Raw genomic sequence first — 17,976 nt, forward strand, 5'->3', positions numbered from 1 at the left:
TCTATAGTATACTTTTATCGTGAAGAACCCCTGACTTCAGTCATGGGTTTCTTCACAGGTACCATTAAGTATGCCGGCATGATTTGTAACTGTAACCCCAGTAAATGTCATAAGGAGAAGAAGATATGATTGAAAAATTATTAAAAGCTATCAGTTTGAATGATGAGGATTACACGGAAGAGACGGAGGATACAGACTACAAGGGTCATTTTTTTACAATACTAATCCTTGCGGTTATATTTATAAGTATTGTTGCGGCCGGATATTTTTATATGATGAACTGCACGAAATACAAGTATGACGATTCCATGACCGTTTCCCAAAATGGAACCCGCATTGTATATGATAATGACGGAGCGTATTTAATGAAAGGGAAAAGGATATTGTCCGATGTTTACAGGGCAATCGAAAAGGATCCATTTTCCGATTATTGCCGTGTTATAGATAATGAAGGGCTGATCGGATTTATCTCAAAGACGGACGGGAAAGTAGTTATTAAACCAAAATATACAGACGCTTCGCCCATGTCAGACCACTCATCCTGTGTCAGTGAAGGAAACGGGTTTTATTTTATTTCTGAAGACGGAAGTTATATGACCGGTACCTATGAAGAAGCCAATCCATTAGAACGCAATGGAACAGTGGCGAGAGTAAAGACATCTGAGGGATGGGCAATTATTGACAAAAATGGCACCGTGCTTATTGACAAGTGTGAATCAATCGGCAAGCTTCCGTTCATCGCATCCACAGGAATGGCAGTACGAAATGGACATGTATTACTGCTTCGATATTCAAATGAATCGGATGAAACTGCTTCCGTGCAGGTTATCAAAGAATTTGAAGAGTTCTCTGAGATCTCAGGAGGGTATCTCGAAGAATTTGTTGTTGTAAAGGGAAAAAATGGATATGGAGCTATCGATTTTAATGGAAACATCATTATGCCGGCAGTATACGAGTCCTTAGATTGGGATAGCTACAAAATTCAGGGTGAAGTCTTTAAAAAAGAGATCATTTTTAAAGGAAAAAAGAAAAATGGAAGATTCAATGTAATGGACTGGAATCCAGAAAAAGCGTAAATGTACAATCACTAATGACGGAGTCCCAGGATAGAGCTTATTAACGCAGGAAAAACGTACCCAAACTCATAACGGCGTCAGAGAAGTGCCGTTAGCCGACTTTGTAATTGATGAAATCATTCTTCAACGCAGACATTATGATGAACTAAAAGAATATCTGGGGGACGATTTCTATGATCCTGCTTCCATGATGCGGCCGTTTGTAGACGAAGTCATTCCTGAATCTAAAAATGCTCATTCACTGGATATGACGGATGTAGCAGGGTATTATGACATATAATCTTGAATTTACCTGTTGATGCGTTTATAATAGCAAAAGATATATGTCAAATTTTCACCCTGCATGATAATTGATTTTTAAGGGAATTCACCAAACGTGATATTTATTGTCAAGTATTTGCAGAAAACCCATTTTTTGACCAAATGCCCTGAACAGCCTTTTTTGCAGAGGGTTTTGAGCAGGTAAAATGACGTATTATTTAATATCAGTTACATATTGTACAGACTGCTTACTAATTCGATTAGTTTGTACAATATATACAACTAACGAAAGGAAAACTATGAGAAAATTAGCATTACGCGATGAGATACTGCTGCAGATTGACAAGGCCGCGCGTTACATCGGCGGCGAGGTCAATGCAATCATGAAAAACAAAGATGATGTAGATATCCGCTTTGCGATGGCATTTCCGGATGTCTATGAGATCGGTATGTCAAACCTTGGCATGATGATCTTATACGATATGTTCAATAAAAGAGACGACGTATGGTGCGAGCGTCTCTTTTCGCCGTGGACAGATCTTGATAAGATTATGAGAGAGGAGAAAATTCCTCTGTTTACTCTGGAATCCCAGGATCCGGTGAAGGAATTTGATTTCCTCGGGATCACACTGGGCTATGAGATGTGTTACACAAACGTTCTTCAGCTTCTGGATCTTGGCGGAATCCCGCTTCGGGCAGTACAGCGTACTGAGGATGATCCGCTGGTGATTGGCGGCGGTGCATGCGCCTACAATCCGGAACCGCTGGCAGAGTTTTTTGATCTCTTTTATATTGGAGAGGGAGAAACTGTCTATGATGCTCTGTTTGATGCATATAAGGCCAATAAGAAGAATGGTGGCAGCAGACAGGATTTTCTTCTGAAAGCAGCACAGATCCCGGGAATCTATGTGCCGTCTCTCTATGAAGTTACCTATAAAGAAGATGGTACGATTGAATCTTTCTGTCCGAAATACGAAGGAGTGCCTCAAAAGGTGGAAAAACAGCTCGTCATCGATATGGACAAAGATTATAACAAACTGGAAGCACCAGTTGTGCCGCATATCAAGGCGACTCAGGATCGTGTCACTCTGGAGATCCAGAGAGGCTGTATCCGCGGCTGTCGTTTCTGTCAGGCGGGCATGATCTACCGGCCGACAAGAGAGCGTGATGTGGAGACTCTGAAGGAATCTGCAAGGATCATGCTTCAGAACACAGGACATGAGGAAATTTCCTTAAGTTCTTTAAGTTCCAGTGATTACAGTGACCTCAAGGAGATCGTAAATTTTCTGATCGATGAATTCCGTGAGGAGGCAGTAAATATTTCTCTGCCGTCTCTTCGAATCGACGCCTTTGCACTGGATGTTATGAGTAAAGTACAGGATGTCAAAAAAAGCAGTCTGACTTTTGCGCCGGAGGCAGGTTCTCAGCGTCTGCGTAATGTCATCAACAAGGGACTTACCGAGGAGGATATCCTGCACGGTGCCGGAGAAGCTTTCAAGGGTGGATGGAATCAGGTAAAACTTTATTTCATGCTTGGTCTTCCTACAGAAACTGAGGATGACATGAAGGGAATTGCGCATCTTGCACAGAAGATTGCGGAAACTTACTATGAAGTCGTTCCGAAGGAACAGAGAAAAGGCAAGGTACAGATCAATGTCAGTACATCCTTCTTTGTGCCGAAGCCGTTTACCCCGTTCCAGTGGGCACCGATGTTCCGCGAGGGAGACTTCATCGAGAAGGCCAAAGTGGTTAAGAATGAGATCCGTTCCCAGCTGAACCAGAGAAGTATCCGTTACAACTGGCATGAGCCGGATGTTACTGTCCTGGAAGGTTTCCTTGCAAGAGGTGACCGCCGCTGTTCAGAAGTGATCTTAAGAGCATATGAAAAGGGTGCTCTCTACGATGCATGGTCCGAAAGCTTTGATTATGATATCTGGAAAGAAGCATTCAGAGAAACCGGTGTGGACATTGAATTTTACACCTTACGTGAACGCAGCACGGATGAAATCCTTCCGTGGGATTTCATTGATGCAGGCGTGACAAAGAAATTCCTGATCCGTGAGTGGGAGCAGGCCAAAGCAGAAACTGTGACACCGAACTGCCGCCAGAAATGTTCCGGCTGCGGTGTGCTTAAATACAAAGGAGGTGTGTGCTGTGAAAGTAAGAATTAAATTTGCCAAAACCGGTCATATGAAATTTGTGGGACATCTGGATACGATGCGTTACTTCCAGAAGGCAGTCCGCCGTGCCGGGCTTCCGATTGCTTTCTCTGGTGGATACAGCCCACACATGATCATGTCCTTTGCAGCACCACTTGGTGTTGGTACAACCAGTCTTGGTGAGTACTTTGATATGGAACTTACTGAAACCGTTCCAACCAAAGAGATTGAAAACCGTTTGAACGCAGTTATGGTGGATGGTGTTTCCGTATGTTCTGCCCGTCAGGTAGAGGATGGCAAGGCCAGCACAGCCATGTCTCTTGTGGCAGCAGCAGATTATTCTGTACAGTTCCGTGAGGGAAAAGAGCCTGCTGCTGACTGGCGTTCCAGATTGGATGCGTTTCTTTCTCAGAAGGAGATCATCGTAACCAAGAAGACGAAGCGCAGTGAAAAGACGGTGGACATTCGTCCGTATATATATGAAATGCACTTAGATGGAGAAGGTGTTTTTATGCAGCTTGCCTCTGCGAGCTCCAACTATACCAAACCGGAGCTGGTTATGGACACTTTTCTTCAGTGGATGGGTGAGGAGCCGCTTCCTTTTGCCTATATGATCGAACGCCGTGAAGTTTATGCAAACAAGGGAACGGAAGAAGACCGCAGGCTTGTAACGCTGGAAGCACTGGGTGATGAAGTTGAGTAAGCTGATCCTCACCGAGATGGTGATCCGCGGACGTAAATGCATTGTCTGTGCAGCAGCAGAAGAACAGAAGATCATGGAACTCCGTCTGGAACCTTCCGATAAGAAGAATACCTTAAATAACATTTATGTGGGGCAGATAGAAAAGACAGCCGCGAACATTCAGGCCGCTTTTGTGCGGATCGGGGATGGAATCAATGGCTATCTTCCGCTGGAGCAGGCAAAAGAGGCTATTTTTACAAGTGGACGGAAGGGAGATTCCATCCTTCGCCCGGGCGATGAACTTCTGGTTCAGATCAACCGTGAAGCCATGAAGGGAAAACTTCCCGCACTGACAGCCAATCTGAATTTTTCAGGGAAGTATCTGGTTTTGACTACAGGGAACAAAAAAATCGGCTTCTCTAATAAACTGACGAAAGAAGAGAGTACGCTTCTGAATAAATGGCTGGAAGAAGAGAGGAATCTTTCGGAGAGAGAGTATGGGCTGATCGTCCGTACAAATGCGGCAGATGCCTCCAAAGAGGATTTCCTCTATGAACTGGAACTTCTCAAAAAACAGTATCAGAAAGTGGCGGTAAACGGAAGAAACCGAACCTGTTTCAGTCTTCTCTATGAGGCTGAGGCATTTTATCTGGCAGCAGTCCGCGATATTTATACCAGAGATCTGGAAGAAATCGTTACGGACATTCCGGAGATCCATAGCAGAATCCAGGACTATCTGGCAGAGTTCCAGCCAGAAAAACAGACCCTTTTGCGCCTGTATGAGGATAAACTCCTTCCATTATATAAGCTCTATAATCTGGAAGGTGCCATAGAAGAAATCCAGCATGAAAAAATCTGGCTCAAAAGCGGCGGCTTCCTTGTCATTCAGCAGACAGAAGCTTTCGTCTCCATAGATGTCAACAGTGGGAAATACACCGGCAAGAAAAAGGCCGAAGAAACCTATCGAAAGATCAATCTTGAAGCAGCAGGGGAAATTGCCAGACAGCTTCGCCTGCGGAATCTTTCAGGAATCATTCTGATCGATTTCATTAACATGCAGAATCCCGACCATCAGGACGAACTGTTTCACGTTCTCAAGAAACATCTGCGTAAAGATCCGGTCAAGTCCAAAGCCATAGATATCACTCCTTTACACATCCTGGAAATGACCCGCCAGAAAATTCGCCGCCCCCTGATCGAAGAACTCAAAGATCTTTAACATGATTAACATAACATTTACTATGTAAACCAAACACGATTTCATCGGTGGCCAAAAAGGGGGAGCGCGAGGGGGAATTCCGGCCGTTCGCAACTCTGAGGTATTCCCCCTCGTATATTTTTGGCATTTTTATAAAATAAATTTCCTTAAAAAACTTGACAAAAAAAACAACCCATGCTAATATACAAAAGATGCCGCACAGAGAGGTTTAAGAGCATGAGATTTTAATCAAAAATCTTCATTCCACCATATCTGGCGAGTAAAGTTTATAGGAGGTGCCACAGATGTACGCAATTATTGCAACAGGTGGTAAACAGTACAAAGTTGCCGAGGGCGACGTAATCAGAGTTGAGAAACTCGGTGTTGAAGCTGGTGAAACCGTTACTTTTGATAACGTTCTTGCAGTTAGCAATGAAGGTTTAAAGGTTGGAGCAGATGTAGCTAATGCCAGTGTTACCGCTTCTGTAGTTGAAAACGGAAAAGCTAAAAAAGTTATCGTTTACAAATACAAAAGAAAAACTGGATATCACAAGAAAAACGGTCACAGACAGCAGTTCACTAAAGTTAAAATCGAAAAGATCAACGCTTAATCTGGTGTTTGCATGATTACAGTGACAGTCAGTAAGAAGAACAATTCTTATATCAGTTTTACATCCAAAGGACATGCCGGATATGCGGAGGAGGGATACGACATTATTTGTGCCGCTGTTTCTGCCCTCGTGATCAACACGGTCAATTCTCTGGATCAGCTGACGAAGGATCAGATAGAGGCGGAGGAGAGTGACGGTTTCGTATCTTTCACTTTCACCAGTCCGATCTCAGAGGGAGGAACTCTTCTGATGGATTCGCTTGTTCTTGGACTGACAGAAATTGAGCATAGTTATTCAAAACGTTATTTAAAAGTAAAAGTCAGGGAGGTGTAATGACATGATGAAAATGAACCTTCAGTTATTCGCACATAAAAAAGGTGTTGGTTCTACAAAGAACGGTCGTGACTCTGAATCTAAGAGATTAGGTGCCAAAAGAGCAGACGGACAGTTTGTTAAAGCTGGAAACATCCTTTACAGACAGCGTGGAACAAAGATTCACCCAGGTGAAAATGTAGGCTGCGGTAAAGACTATACATTATTTGCACTGACAGATGGTGTAGTAAGATTCACCAGAAAAGGACGCGATAAGAAACAGGTTTCTATCGTTCCGGTAGAGGCAGAATAATCAAGTTCAGCGTAAGGCTTCAAATCGTTCAGGTTTGGAGCCTTTCTTTGAATTAAAAATAGAGTAGAAAGAGGAGCGACATATATGTTTGCAGACAGAGCAAAAATTATCATCCGTTCAGGAAAGGGCGGAGATGGACATGTAAGCTTCCGCCGAGAGCTGTACGTGCCGAATGGCGGTCCTGACGGCGGAGATGGCGGAAGAGGCGGGGACGTGATCTTTGAAGTAGATGAAGGTCAGAATACGCTTGGAGAATACCGTCACAAAAGAAAATTTAAAGCACAGGACGGTCAGGAAGGCGGCAAGAAGCGCTGCCACGGAGCAGATGGAGAGGATATTGTCCTGAAGGTTCCGGAGGGAACTGTTATTATGGAAGCACAGTCCCGTAAAGTCATTGCGGATATGTCAGGTGAAAACCGCAGACAGATCGTGCTCAAAGGTGGAAGAGGCGGTAAGGGAAACCAGCATTACGCCACAGCTACCATGCAGGTTCCGAAGTATGCACAGCCAGGCCAGCCTGCACAGGAGCTGGAAGTTCAGCTTGAACTCAAGGTGATCGCGGACGTAGGTCTTGTGGGATTTCCAAACGTGGGTAAATCTACGTTCCTTTCCAGAGTGACCAATGCACAGCCAAAGATCGCCAATTATCATTTTACGACACTGAGTCCGAATCTTGGTGTAGTAGATACGGAAAACGGCGGTTTTGTCATTGCTGATATTCCGGGACTGATCGAGGGTGCTTCCGAGGGCGTCGGACTTGGACACGAATTCCTCAGACATATTGAACGTACCCGTGTTCTGGTTCACATTGTAGATGCGGCATCTACAGAGGGACGTGATCCGGTGGATGATATCCACAAGATCAACAGGGAACTGGAGGCCTATAATCCGGAAATCGCAGCCAGACCACAGCTGATCGCAGCAAATAAGATCGACTGTATTTTTGATGACGGTGAAGAGAATCCGATCGATCGTCTCAAAGCTGAGTTTGAGCCGCAGGGAATCCGTGTTTATCCGATCTCAGCAGTAACAGGCCAGGGACTTAAAGAGCTTCTTTATGGTATCAAGGAACTTCTGGACAGCGTGCCGGCAGAGAAAATCGTATTTGAACAGGAATTCTTCCCGGAGGAGGAACTGTTTGCAGAGAACCTTCCATTTACAGTGGAGAGGGATCCGGAGGATCCGGAACTCTTTATCGTGGAGGGACCGAAGATCGAAAAGATGCTCGGATATACAAATCTTGATTCTGAGAAGGGCTTTGCTTTCTTCCAGCGCTTCCTCAAAGAAGGCGGAATTCTGGAAGAACTGGAGAAAGCCGGTATTGAAGAAGGAAATACAGTCCGTATGTACGGCTTTGACTTTGATTATTATAAATAGAAAGGTCTGAATTTATGACAAGCAAACAGAGAGCATACCTGAAAGGGCTTGCAATGAAAATGGAACCGATCATGCAGCTTGGCAAGGGTTCTGTCACACCGGAGAATACAGCGGCTGTTGACGAGGCACTTGCAGCAAGAGAACTGATTAAGATCAGTGTGCTTCAGAACTGTCTGGATGATCCGCGTCAGATGGCAGAAGTCCTTGCAGAAAGAACACATGCCCAGGTTGTACAGGTGATCGGAAGAAAGATTGTTCTGTATCGAGAAGGCAAAAAAGACAAGAAAAAAATCATTCTTCCGTAATTTTCTGGAGGAACAGGGATGGAGAACAGACGAAAAAAAATCGGCATCATGGGCGGAACCTTTGATCCGATCCATGTCGGTCATCTGATTCTTGGTGAAAAAGCCTATGAGCAGCTGGGGCTTGATAAGATTCTGTTTATGCCGGCAGGAAATCCGCCGCATAAACGGAACCGTAACGGAAGAGCAACAGATGAGCAGAGAACAGAGATGGTAAGACTGGCGATTGAAGGAAATCCACACTTTGAACTTTCTCTGATCGAAATGAATGCAGAGGGGTTTACCTATACCTACCGTACCTTGGAAAGATTAAAAGAGCAGAATCCTGATACAGATTATTATTTTATCATAGGGGCGGATTCCCTCTATAATTTTACAACATGGATGGAGCCATCCCGGATCTGCAGGGCATGTACGATCGTTGTTGCGACCAGAGATCATGTGCCTGTAAAGAATCTGGATCAGGAGATGACTTATCTTTCCAGACAATACGGAGGATGTTTTATACGGCTGAATACTCTGAATATTGATATTTCCAGCCAGCTTTTGCGCCAGTGGCACCAGGAAGGTAAAAGCATTCATTATTATGTGCCCGAGGCGGTTGTGGATTACATTGAGAAGCATCAGATTTATCACTTCTCTGAGATGGGACCGGTTTTTGACCAGACAGAGGGAGATACTATAAAGATGGCAGATTATGATTTTATAAAAATGCAAAAGAAACTGGCAAAATATCTTGATGAAGATCGTTTTGCACATACACTTGGAGTTATGTATACCTGCGCTTCTCTGGCTATGGTCCATGGTTATGACCTCAAAGATGCACAGGTTGCTGGTCTGCTTCATGACAGTGCTAAATGTATCCCAAATAAGAAAAAACTTAAAATGTGTGAAGAACATAAAATCCCGGTTACGGAATTTGAAAAAACACATCCGTTTCTTCTTCATGCGAAATTAGGAGCATATGTTGCAGAAGCTAAATATGGAATCAGGAACAGGGAAATCCTTTCTTCCATTACGTATCATACAACAGGAAAGCCAGAGATGTCTGTCCTGGAAAAAATCGTATATATTGCGGATTATATCGAGCCGGCAAGAAATAAAGCACCGAATCTTACAAAGGTGCGCAAGCTTGCCTTTGAAGATCTGGATGAATGTATGTATGAGATTCTTAAAGATACCCTTTCTTATTTTGAAGAAAACCCAAAGGACGTTGATGCTGCAACAAAAGAAGCATTTGAATATTACAGCGTTTTGCATAAGAACAGGTTTGCAGAAGAACAGGCCTGATGCAGAAAGGAATGGAATTTATGAGCAAAGAACTGGAAATGGTACGTCTTGCCTGCAAGGCCCTGGATGAAAAAAAGGCTCTGGATATAAAAGTGATCGATATCCATGAGGTTTCTGTGATTGCAGATTACTTTGTGATCGCGAGCGGAAGCAATTTAAACCAGGTACAGGCAATGGTAGATAACGTAGAAGAACAGCTTGGAAGAGCCGGTTATGAACCGAAACAGGTGGAAGGAACAAGAGGTTCCAACTGGATCCTTATGGATTATGGCGATCTCATCATCCATGTGTTTGATGAAGAAAACCGTCTTTTCTATGATCTGGAGAGAATCTGGAGAGATGGAAAAGAAGTGGATGCAGAAGAATTCTTGAAATAATTGTTTACCATAAATATATTATGTAAACAAAGAGAAGCAAAGAGAAACGTCCCTGGTTGGAAAAGACAAGGGACGTTTTTGGCTTTGTTGGAGATTACTCTGTAATGTTCCTGAAGATTTACTGAAAGAAGCGGAATACACCAAAAACCTTACCAAGGATCTGAAGATTGTCCTGAACCAAGATTGGATCCATGTAATCGTTCTCCGGCTGGAGACGATAGTAACCGTCTTCTTTATAAAAAGTCTTGACAGTGGCGGAATCCTCCACGAGAGCAACTACGATATCACCGTTCTCGGCAGATGTCTGCTGTTTGACAAGAACCTGATCACCATCAAAGATACCGGCGTTGACCATACTGTCCCCCTTGACACGGAGCATAAAACTCTGCTCATTCGGCATGAATTCTGCCGGAACAGGGAAATAAGTCTCGATATTCTCTACTGCGAGGATCGGCTGTCCCGCTGCTACAGTACCAACAAGCGGTACATTGACAACCTCTCTGCGGGCAAGATTGAAATTATCGTCGATGATCTCGATTGCTCTGGGCTTGGTTGCATCCCTGCGGATATATCCGTTCTTCTCAAGGGCTTCCAGATGAGAATGCACAGAAGATGTGGATTTCAGATGAACTGCTTCACAAATTTCTCTTACGGCAGGAGGGAAGCCTCTGTTCAGGATTTCGTTTTTGATATAATCCAGAATCTCCTGCTGTTTTGAACTGATTCTGCCATAAGCCATAATGATACCTCCGGGTTCACGATACTTTAATATATATAAATCTAGTATAACATAATTTGTTTGAAATAGCAAACAAATATTCGGAAAATATGTTCGTAATATTCACGGGATATTTTCGGTGATCAGTTACAAAATATTTGGACAGTTACAGAAATTCTATGCTTTTTCTTGTCATTATGGGAGGAAAATGGTACAATAGTCAGGTGTAAAATACAAAGACTGATATAAAGGAGGCATTTTTTTGCCTGATAATCCAAAAAATTCCGGGAATCATCCAGGAGCACTGGTTAAGATACGAAAGATTTTTGGTCTGAATATTGGAACCATGCTGTTTGGATGTCTTTTGATTTATATGTTGTTCAGTGCAGTACTTTATCTTACCTCTACGAATATAGAGTCCTATCTGGTCATTTCCGGACCTTTGTCAAGAAATGAAACTTATACAGGACTTGCACTCAGAGAGGAATCTGTCTACCAGGCAGAAACCGGAGGATATGTAAGTTATTATGCACGAGAGGGAAATAAGATCAATGCCAATGGCGTGGTCTATGGGATCAGCAGTACTGCGCCGACGGAGAATACAGAAGAATTGAGTGCAGAGCAGTTATCTCAGATCCGAAATAACATGCTTAGTTTTTCAAAGGGATTCAGTTCCAGTAATTTTAACAGTACCTATAGTTTTAAATATGAACTTGAGGGTGATATCCTCCAGTATGCAACGGCTCCAGGAAGTACTTCTGTTGTGACTTCATCGGACGAAGATGCGGACAGTACTGTTTCTCCTACTCCGGCACCGGTATCTTATGCTGGTCAGACTCTGAATAAGGCAGCTTCGGATGGTGTTGTACTGTATTGCGTGGATGGATATGAGGGAAAGACCCTGAATGATCTGACAGCACAGGATTTCGATCAGAATGCCTATGTGGAGACGGATCTTAAGAATCAGGGAACTGTCAGTGCTGGAGATACGATGTATACGCTGGTGACAGATGAAAACTGGAGTCTTTTGATCCCTCTCAGCGGTAAGCAGGCAGCGAAGCTGAAAGACCGTACTTCTGTCAGAGTCAAATTTCTGAAGGACGGTATGACGCAGAGCGGAGATTTCAGTATTGTAGAGATCGATAAGGCCAAATATGGAAAGATAGATTTTAATAAAGGTCTGATCCGTTATGCTGCGGATCGTTTCCTCGAAATCGAACTGGTAACAAATACAGTTACCGGGCTTAAGATCCCACTGTCATCGGTTGTAACCAAAGAATTTTATAAACTTCCTTCCGAGTATCTGACAACCAATGATTCTCAGGAGGCTGGAGTGATGATCCAGAAGACAGACAAGAACGGGAATGCTTCCCAGACTTTTGTCAAGGCAACGATTTACGGGGAAGACACTCAGGAAGCAGAAGACGATAAAAAAACTTCCGAAAGTATTTACTATATTGACATGAGTAATTTCAAAGAAGGGGATGTGGCAGTCAACCCCAAAGATCAGAGTAAATATGTGATCAGGGAGGTTGGAGTTCTTGAAGGAACATACTGCATCAATCAGGGGTACGCAGTATTTCGCCGGATCGAGATTCTTGATCAGAATGAGGAATATGCGGTTGTATCCAAGGAAACACGTTACGGACTTTCCAGATATGATCATATTGTGAGAAATGCCGATAAGGTAAGTGAACAGGAAATTTTGTATTGATTGGAATGCATTTTGATTCGTAACTGTGAGGGTACTGAACAGTTACATTAAAAGATTATATGAATCAGGGAGGCTGATATTTATGATAACAGAAAATCTGAATCAGGTCAGAAAAAACATACAGGAGGCATGTGAGGTATCAGGGCGTGATCCGAAGGAAGTAACGCTGATCGCTGTCAGTAAGACAAAGCCGGTGTCTATGCTTTTGGAGGCCTATAATGCAGGGGCAAGAGTGTTTGGTGAGAACAAGGTCCAGGAGATCGTGGATAAATATCCGCAGCTTCCAGAGGATATTCAGTGGCACATGATCGGACATCTTCAGAGAAATAAGGTAAAATACATTGTGGATAAGGTATCCATGATCCATTCGGTAGATTCTCTGAGACTTGCCCAGACGATCGAGCAGGAAGCGGCAAAGCATGATGTATGTGTCCCGATCCTTCTTGAAGTCAATGTGGCACAGGAAGAAACAAAATTCGGTCTTAAGATGGAGGAAGTTCTTCCGCTGGTGGAATCTGTCGCAGAGTTTCCGCATATAAAGATACAGGGACTTATGACAATTGCACCTTATGTACAAAATCCAGAAGAAAACAGACCAGTTTTTCGTCAATTAAAAAAATTAAGTGTTGACATTGCAGCCAAAAACATTAATAATGTTACTATGAGTGTTTTGAGCATGGGAATGACCGGGGATTATCAGGTCGCTGTGCAGGAGGGCGCTACAATGGTGCGTGTTGGGACTGGAATATTTGGTGAGCGAGATTATTCGAAGCAGGCACAGGACAAATAAGATTGGAGAATAAGATGGGCGTTTTAGATAAACTTTTGGATGTTGTAAAGCTGAATGATGATTATGATGATGAGGATTTCTTAGATGATGATATCTTAGACGACGAAGATGATTTCCTGGATGATGACGATGAAGAGAAACCAGTAAAGAAATTCTTTCAGAAATTCGGTAAGAAGAAAGACGAGGATGATTTCCTGGATGATGACGAGGAAGATGAGATCGAGGAGCCGGTAAAGGCTGAGACAAAGCAGCCTGCACCGAAAGCATCCGTGAAAGCTTCTGCGACAGTACGTCAGGACAAGCCGGTTCGTACTTCTTCCAAGATCACACCGATGAGAAGCAGCAGAAAAGCCAACATTCCGGTAAATATGGAAGTCTGTGTGATCAGACCTTCTTCTATGGAAGATACCCGTGAGATCGCGGATACCCTTGTTGACAGATCTACTGTTGTGCTGAATCTGGAGGGAATTGACGTAGAGCTTGCACAGAGAATCATCGATTTTACATCAGGTGCATGCTACTCTCTGGGCGGAAGCCTTCAGAAGGTATCCAGCTATATCTTTATTCTTGGACCGGAAGGTGTGGATATTACAGGGGATCTTCAGAATATCCTTGGAAGTTCTTCCACTCCGTCTGTAAGAGCAGGTTATTGATAAATATGGAAAAAGAAGAATTTTTCATTAAGAGAATCCGGGAACTGGCAAATCTCTCCTATCGGAGAGATATTGTCACATTTTCGGATTTCCTTAATTTAAACGAACAAAATATTGTAAACAACCGAAAGAATCAGATTCCTGGTGTAGTGGCGGAAGGCTTCGGCGGTTATGAGCAAGCAGAGCGTCAGATGATAGCGTTTCATCCTGATGCTCTTGCTTTTACCTGGGAATATCCGATCACCTGTCTTAAGGCAGAACCAAAGGCAAAGAAATTTTCGGAGGATCTGGGTCACAGGGATTATCTGGGTGCGATACTCAATCTTGGGATCGATCGCTCTGTGATCGGGGATATTCTGATACAGGATCATGTCGCATGGATCTTCTGTCATAACAAGATCGCGGATTTTCTCATCGAGAATCTTGACAGGGTCCGGCACACCGCAGTCAGACTGTCGGCAGTGGATAATCCGGAACATTACCCGGAGCCTGCATTTATGCCGGTCACAGGAACCTGTTCTTCCGTCCGTCTGGATGCACTGATCGCACTTGCTTTTCAGGCCTCCAGAAGCAGTATGGTTTCTTTTATTGAGAATGGACAGGTATTTGTAAATGGAAAGCTGGTGACTTCCAATGGCTATGAGCCGAAGGAGGGAGATATCATATCAGTCCGCGGCAGAGGCCGTTTTATCTTTGACGGAGTTTCCCGGCAGACAAAAAAAGGGCGGAACAGTGTCAGGCTGCGCCGTTACCAGTAAATATCACAGGAGGCAGAAATGACAGAAGAAATTTTACAGGTAAAAAGAAGTGGAGAATTTTATTATCCGATCTATTTTGAAGAGGGATTTGACAGACTAAAGGATGCGATACGGACAGAAGGACTGGAAGGACGGAACCTCTGCATTGTAACGGATACGCATGTGGAGCCTCTCTATGCAGAAGAAGTAAAGCGTGTTCTGACAAGAGTAGCAGCAAAGGTCTCTGTTTTTGTCTTTGAAGCGGGTGAAAAGAACAAGAATCTGAATACGGTACAGCAGCTATACAAGGCATTGATCGAGAATCAGCTTGACCGTAAGAGCCTTGTCGTTGCACTTGGCGGAGGTGTTGTCGGTGATCTCTCAGGCTTTGGAGCGGCTACTTATCTTCGCGGGATCGACTTTATCCAGATTCCGACGACTCTTCTCTCCCAGGTAGACAGCAGTGTCGGGGGCAAGACGGGTGTGGACTTTGATCAGTATAAAAATATGGTCGGTGCTTTTCATCAGCCGCGTCTGGTCTATATGAACATGAATACACTGAGAACTCTGCCGCCGGTAGAGTTTGCCTGTGGAATGGGAGAAGTCTTAAAGACCGGGCTGATCTGCGACGCTGATTTCTATGAGTATGTACTTGCTGAGCATAAAGCAATCCGTGCACTGGATACCAAAGCCCTGGCAAGGATGATCCGCCGCTGCTGTGAGATCAAAGCGGGTGTGGTAGAACGTGATCCAAAGGAAAAGGGAGAACGTGCACTTCTGAATCTGGGTCATACGATCGGACATGCCGTGGAGAAGCTTAAGGATTTCAAACTCCTGCACGGACAGTGTGTGGCGATCGGTCTGGTGGCAGCTGCTTATATCTCATACCAGAGAGGACTCCTTACAGAGGATGAATACAACAAGATTAAAGAGGGTTGTCTTCTGTATGAACTTCCGATCCATGTGGATGGTCTGGAGGAGACCGCAGTTCTTGCCGCTACCAGAAAAGACAAGAAAATGGAACAGGGACAGGTCAAGTTTGTGTTGATGAAGGGAATCGGAGGCAGCTTTATCGATCATACAGTAAGTGATGAGGAGATGCTTGCCGGTATCAGGGAGATTCTTAAATGAAAAAGCAGAATACCTTTTCGACGGGAATGGCAGCAGTGCTCTGGATCAGTCTGATCCTGCTTCTGCTTTTTCTGGATCAGTTCACCAAGCATGAGGCATTTCTGCATCTGAGACATCAGGACAGTATACCTCTGATCCCGGGAGTGCTGGAACTTTCCTATGTGGAAAACCGGGGGATGGCATTTGGAATGCTTGAGGGCAGACAGTTTCTGTTTATAGGAATCTGCGTCCTGTTCTGCATTGCACTGGTCTGGATTTTTGTCAGACTTCCAAAGAATCGATATTATCTGCCGCTTGTCATCACAGGAGGCGTACTGTTTTCCGGAGCTGTCGGGAATTTTATTGACAGACTGCACTGTGGTTATGTGGTGGATTTTATTTACTTCTCACTGATTGATTTTCCGGTGTTTAATATTGCGGACATTTATGTGGTCTGTGGTGGGATCGCACTGGTACTTTTGGTTATCTTTAAATATAAAGATGAAGATTTTGATTTTCTGTACAGAAATAAAAAGGATAAATAATTTATGGAAATAATGAAATTTGTTGCGGATACAGAGAGATCCGGAGTTCGCATTGACCGTTATCTTGCGGATGTATGTCCGGATTTTTCCAGATCATACCTTCAGAAGCTTCTGAAAGAACAGATGGTTTCTGTAAATGGGAAGGCGGTCAGGGCAAACTATAAGACGCAGACAGGCGATGAGATCATGCTTCAGGTGCCGGATATGCAGACTCCTGACATTCAGCCGGAGGACATTGCTCTGGATATCCTGTATGAGGATGAATGGCTTCTGGTAGTGAATAAACCCAAGGATATGGTGGTACATCCAAGTGCCGGACATATGGAGGGCACTCTGGTAAATGCGGTTATGGCACATTGCGGGGAGCACCTTTCCGGGATCAATGGCGTTTTAAGACCCGGAATCGTGCACAGGATCGACAAGGATACGACAGGGGCGCTTCTTATCTGTAAAGAAGACGGAGCCCACAGAGACCTTGCAGAGCAGCTCAAGGAACACAGCATTAAGCGAAGATACCGTGCAGTTGTGCAGGGGAATCTTAAGGAGGACGAGGGAACGGTGGACGCTCCTGTCGGAAGGCACCCGATCGACCGTAAAAAAATGGCCATCAATCATAAGAACGGCAAGGAAGCCGTGACCCATTATAAGGTGCTGGAGCGTTTTGGGAATGCAACGTATATAGAATGCCGTCTGGAAACCGGACGTACGCACCAGATCCGCGTGCATATGGCAAGCCTGGGGCATCCGCTGCTTGGGGATACGGTCTATGGTTCATCCAAAAACCCCTATCATCTGCAGGGACAGGCTCTTCATGCCATGATCCTTGGGTTCCGTCATCCTGCAACCGGAGAATATATGGAATTTACTGCACCGCTCCCGGAATATTTTGAGAAACTACTGGAAAAATTGCGAAAATAAGCATCTACAGTAACAAATAATTGGCATTTTTTATTGAAATCATGTATAATAGTTTTATAGTTTTGCAGAAGGGAGTGTACAGCTTATGAATAGTACAAGTTCAATCATTACAATCGGACGTGAATACGGAAGTGGAGGAAGACAGATCGGGCAGGAGATCGCCAAGTATTTCGGGATCAAGTGTTATGACAAGGAGCTCTTGGAGCATGCTGCAAACGACAGTGGCATCTGCAAGGAGCTTTTTGAGAATCATGATGAGAAGCCGACAAACAGTTTTCTGTATTCTCTGGTTATGGATACTTACTCCTTTGGATATTCTTCAGCAGGATTTTCGGATATGCCGATGAATCACAAGATCTTTCTGGCACAGTTTGATGCGATCAAGAAGCTGGCAGATGAGGGTCCATGTGTTATGGTAGGTCGCTGTGCAGATTATGCACTGGCAGACTGGAAGGACTGCTTCAGCGTGTTTGTACATGCAGATATTGACTGCCGTATCAGCCGCATCGCCGCAAAGCACAATAAGTCGCCAAAAGAAGCCAGGGATATGATCAACAAGACAGATAAGAGCCGTGCAAGCTACTACAATTATTATACCAATAAGAAGTGGGGAGCTGCCAAGAGCTATGATCTCTGTGTTGACAGTGGTAAGCTTGGCATCGAAAACAGTGTAAAAACAATCATAGAAGCAATCAAGATTTTTGATGAAAGTAAAAATAAATAAAATTTGAAAGTGAGTCCTCTGATGTGTGTCAGAGGACTTGTTCGCTTTGTCCGGGATACAGATAAAAAACGCTGTTTCCACGAAAGAGGTTAATGACTTAGGGGGAAGA

General features: G+C 44.0%; 21 protein-coding genes and 1 pseudogene. 21 read left to right on the forward strand and 1 reads right to left on the reverse strand.

Annotation, left to right across the window (positions count from 1 at the left end):
- Positions 1-125: 125 nt before the first annotated feature.
- The 13 genes and pseudogenes from GT674_RS11550 (at position 126) to rsfS (ending at position 9,958) form a co-directional block, all read left to right on the forward strand.
- Positions 126-1,076 carry a WG repeat-containing protein gene (locus GT674_RS11550; RefSeq protein WP_161285836.1) on the forward strand — a complete coding sequence of 317 codons (951 nt, stop codon included), beginning with the start codon at positions 126-128 and terminating at the stop codon, positions 1,074-1,076.
- Positions 1,077-1,161: 85 nt separating this feature from the next.
- Complete coding sequence (locus GT674_RS11555; protein WP_161285837.1) at positions 1,162-1,356, forward strand: hypothetical protein; 195 nt, start codon at positions 1,162-1,164, stop codon at positions 1,354-1,356.
- A 280-nt stretch (positions 1,357-1,636) separates the two neighbouring features.
- Positions 1,637-3,508: a TIGR03960 family B12-binding radical SAM protein gene (locus GT674_RS11560; RefSeq protein WP_161285838.1), complete on the forward strand. Its 1,872-nt coding sequence runs from the start codon at positions 1,637-1,639 to the stop codon at positions 3,506-3,508.
- The gene (locus tag GT674_RS11565) at positions 3,492-4,199 is read left to right on the forward strand and encodes a TIGR03936 family radical SAM-associated protein (protein ID WP_161285839.1); all 708 of its coding nucleotides are present in this window, start codon (positions 3,492-3,494) and stop codon (positions 4,197-4,199) included. Before GT674_RS11560 ends, GT674_RS11565 begins: the two co-directional genes overlap by 17 nt.
- Positions 4,186-5,397, forward strand: coding sequence for a ribonuclease E/G (locus GT674_RS11570; protein WP_192926027.1), 1,212 nt, complete (start codon positions 4,186-4,188; stop codon positions 5,395-5,397). The genes GT674_RS11565 and GT674_RS11570 overlap by 14 nt, the downstream gene beginning before the upstream one ends.
- Before the next feature lie 284 nt (positions 5,398-5,681).
- On the forward strand, positions 5,682-5,987 hold the full coding sequence (gene rplU / locus GT674_RS11575; protein WP_005422792.1) for a 50S ribosomal protein L21: 306 nt from the start codon (positions 5,682-5,684) through the stop codon (positions 5,985-5,987).
- Positions 5,988-5,999: 12 nt separating this feature from the next.
- Positions 6,000-6,320: a ribosomal-processing cysteine protease Prp gene (locus tag GT674_RS11580; protein WP_161285840.1), complete on the forward strand. Its 321-nt coding sequence runs from the start codon at positions 6,000-6,002 to the stop codon at positions 6,318-6,320.
- 4 nt (positions 6,321-6,324) lie between these two features.
- Positions 6,325-6,612 carry a 50S ribosomal protein L27 gene (rpmA, locus tag GT674_RS11585; protein WP_005422790.1) on the forward strand — a complete coding sequence of 96 codons (288 nt, stop codon included), beginning with the start codon at positions 6,325-6,327 and terminating at the stop codon, positions 6,610-6,612.
- Between the two features lie 84 nt (positions 6,613-6,696).
- Positions 6,697-7,989: a GTPase ObgE gene (gene obgE, locus GT674_RS11590; protein WP_161285841.1), complete on the forward strand. Its 1,293-nt coding sequence runs from the start codon at positions 6,697-6,699 to the stop codon at positions 7,987-7,989.
- A 14-nt stretch (positions 7,990-8,003) separates the two neighbouring features.
- Complete coding sequence (yhbY, locus tag GT674_RS11595) at positions 8,004-8,294, forward strand: ribosome assembly RNA-binding protein YhbY (protein WP_161285842.1); 291 nt, start codon at positions 8,004-8,006, stop codon at positions 8,292-8,294.
- Between the two features lie 18 nt (positions 8,295-8,312).
- A pseudogene (gene nadD, locus GT674_RS17915) lies at positions 8,313-8,915 on the forward strand (nicotinate-nucleotide adenylyltransferase); the annotation flags it as partial.
- A gap of 63 nt (positions 8,916-8,978) precedes the next feature.
- Entirely contained in the window at positions 8,979-9,581 is a 603-nt protein-coding gene (gene yqeK, locus GT674_RS17920) for a bis(5'-nucleosyl)-tetraphosphatase (symmetrical) YqeK (RefSeq protein ID WP_161285860.1), read from the forward strand.
- A 20-nt stretch (positions 9,582-9,601) separates the two neighbouring features.
- Positions 9,602-9,958, forward strand: coding sequence for a ribosome silencing factor (rsfS, locus tag GT674_RS11610; RefSeq protein WP_161285861.1), 357 nt, complete (start codon positions 9,602-9,604; stop codon positions 9,956-9,958).
- Between the two features lie 118 nt (positions 9,959-10,076).
- Here the strand turns inward: rsfS and lexA are convergent, their stop codons facing one another.
- The gene (gene lexA, locus GT674_RS11615; protein ID WP_161285843.1) at positions 10,077-10,697 is read right to left on the reverse strand and encodes a transcriptional repressor LexA; all 621 of its coding nucleotides are present in this window, start codon (positions 10,695-10,697) and stop codon (positions 10,077-10,079) included.
- Between the two features lie 241 nt (positions 10,698-10,938).
- Here lexA and GT674_RS11620 point away from each other — a divergent pair, with 241 nt between their 5' ends.
- From GT674_RS11620 to GT674_RS11655, 8 genes are all read left to right on the forward strand, one after another.
- Positions 10,939-12,390 carry an HlyD family efflux transporter periplasmic adaptor subunit gene (locus tag GT674_RS11620; RefSeq protein ID WP_243149112.1) on the forward strand — a complete coding sequence of 484 codons (1,452 nt, stop codon included), beginning with the start codon at positions 10,939-10,941 and terminating at the stop codon, positions 12,388-12,390.
- Positions 12,391-12,472: 82 nt separating this feature from the next.
- Complete coding sequence (locus tag GT674_RS11625; RefSeq protein ID WP_161285844.1) at positions 12,473-13,180, forward strand: YggS family pyridoxal phosphate-dependent enzyme; 708 nt, start codon at positions 12,473-12,475, stop codon at positions 13,178-13,180.
- 14 nt (positions 13,181-13,194) lie between these two features.
- Positions 13,195-13,833 carry a cell division protein SepF gene (locus GT674_RS11630; protein WP_161285845.1) on the forward strand — a complete coding sequence of 213 codons (639 nt, stop codon included), beginning with the start codon at positions 13,195-13,197 and terminating at the stop codon, positions 13,831-13,833.
- A 5-nt stretch (positions 13,834-13,838) separates the two neighbouring features.
- Entirely contained in the window at positions 13,839-14,591 is a 753-nt protein-coding gene (locus GT674_RS11635) for a YlmH family RNA-binding protein (protein ID WP_161285846.1), read from the forward strand.
- Positions 14,592-14,609: 18 nt separating this feature from the next.
- Positions 14,610-15,701 carry a 3-dehydroquinate synthase gene (aroB, locus tag GT674_RS11640; RefSeq protein WP_161285847.1) on the forward strand — a complete coding sequence of 364 codons (1,092 nt, stop codon included), beginning with the start codon at positions 14,610-14,612 and terminating at the stop codon, positions 15,699-15,701.
- Positions 15,698-16,225 carry a signal peptidase II gene (lspA, locus tag GT674_RS11645; RefSeq protein ID WP_161285848.1) on the forward strand — a complete coding sequence of 176 codons (528 nt, stop codon included), beginning with the start codon at positions 15,698-15,700 and terminating at the stop codon, positions 16,223-16,225. The genes aroB and lspA overlap by 4 nt, the downstream gene beginning before the upstream one ends.
- Before the next feature lie 3 nt (positions 16,226-16,228).
- Positions 16,229-17,143 (forward strand): RluA family pseudouridine synthase, encoded by a 915-nt coding sequence (locus GT674_RS11650; RefSeq protein ID WP_161285849.1) that lies wholly within the window; start codon positions 16,229-16,231, stop codon positions 17,141-17,143.
- An 85-nt stretch (positions 17,144-17,228) separates the two neighbouring features.
- Positions 17,229-17,867, forward strand: coding sequence for a cytidylate kinase-like family protein (locus tag GT674_RS11655; RefSeq protein WP_161285850.1), 639 nt, complete (start codon positions 17,229-17,231; stop codon positions 17,865-17,867).
- Positions 17,868-17,976: the final 109 nt, after the last annotated feature.

The sequence above is a fragment of the Blautia sp. BIOML-A1 genome (assembly GCF_009883055.1).
GTDB lineage: Bacteria > Bacillota > Clostridia > Lachnospirales > Lachnospiraceae > Blautia_A.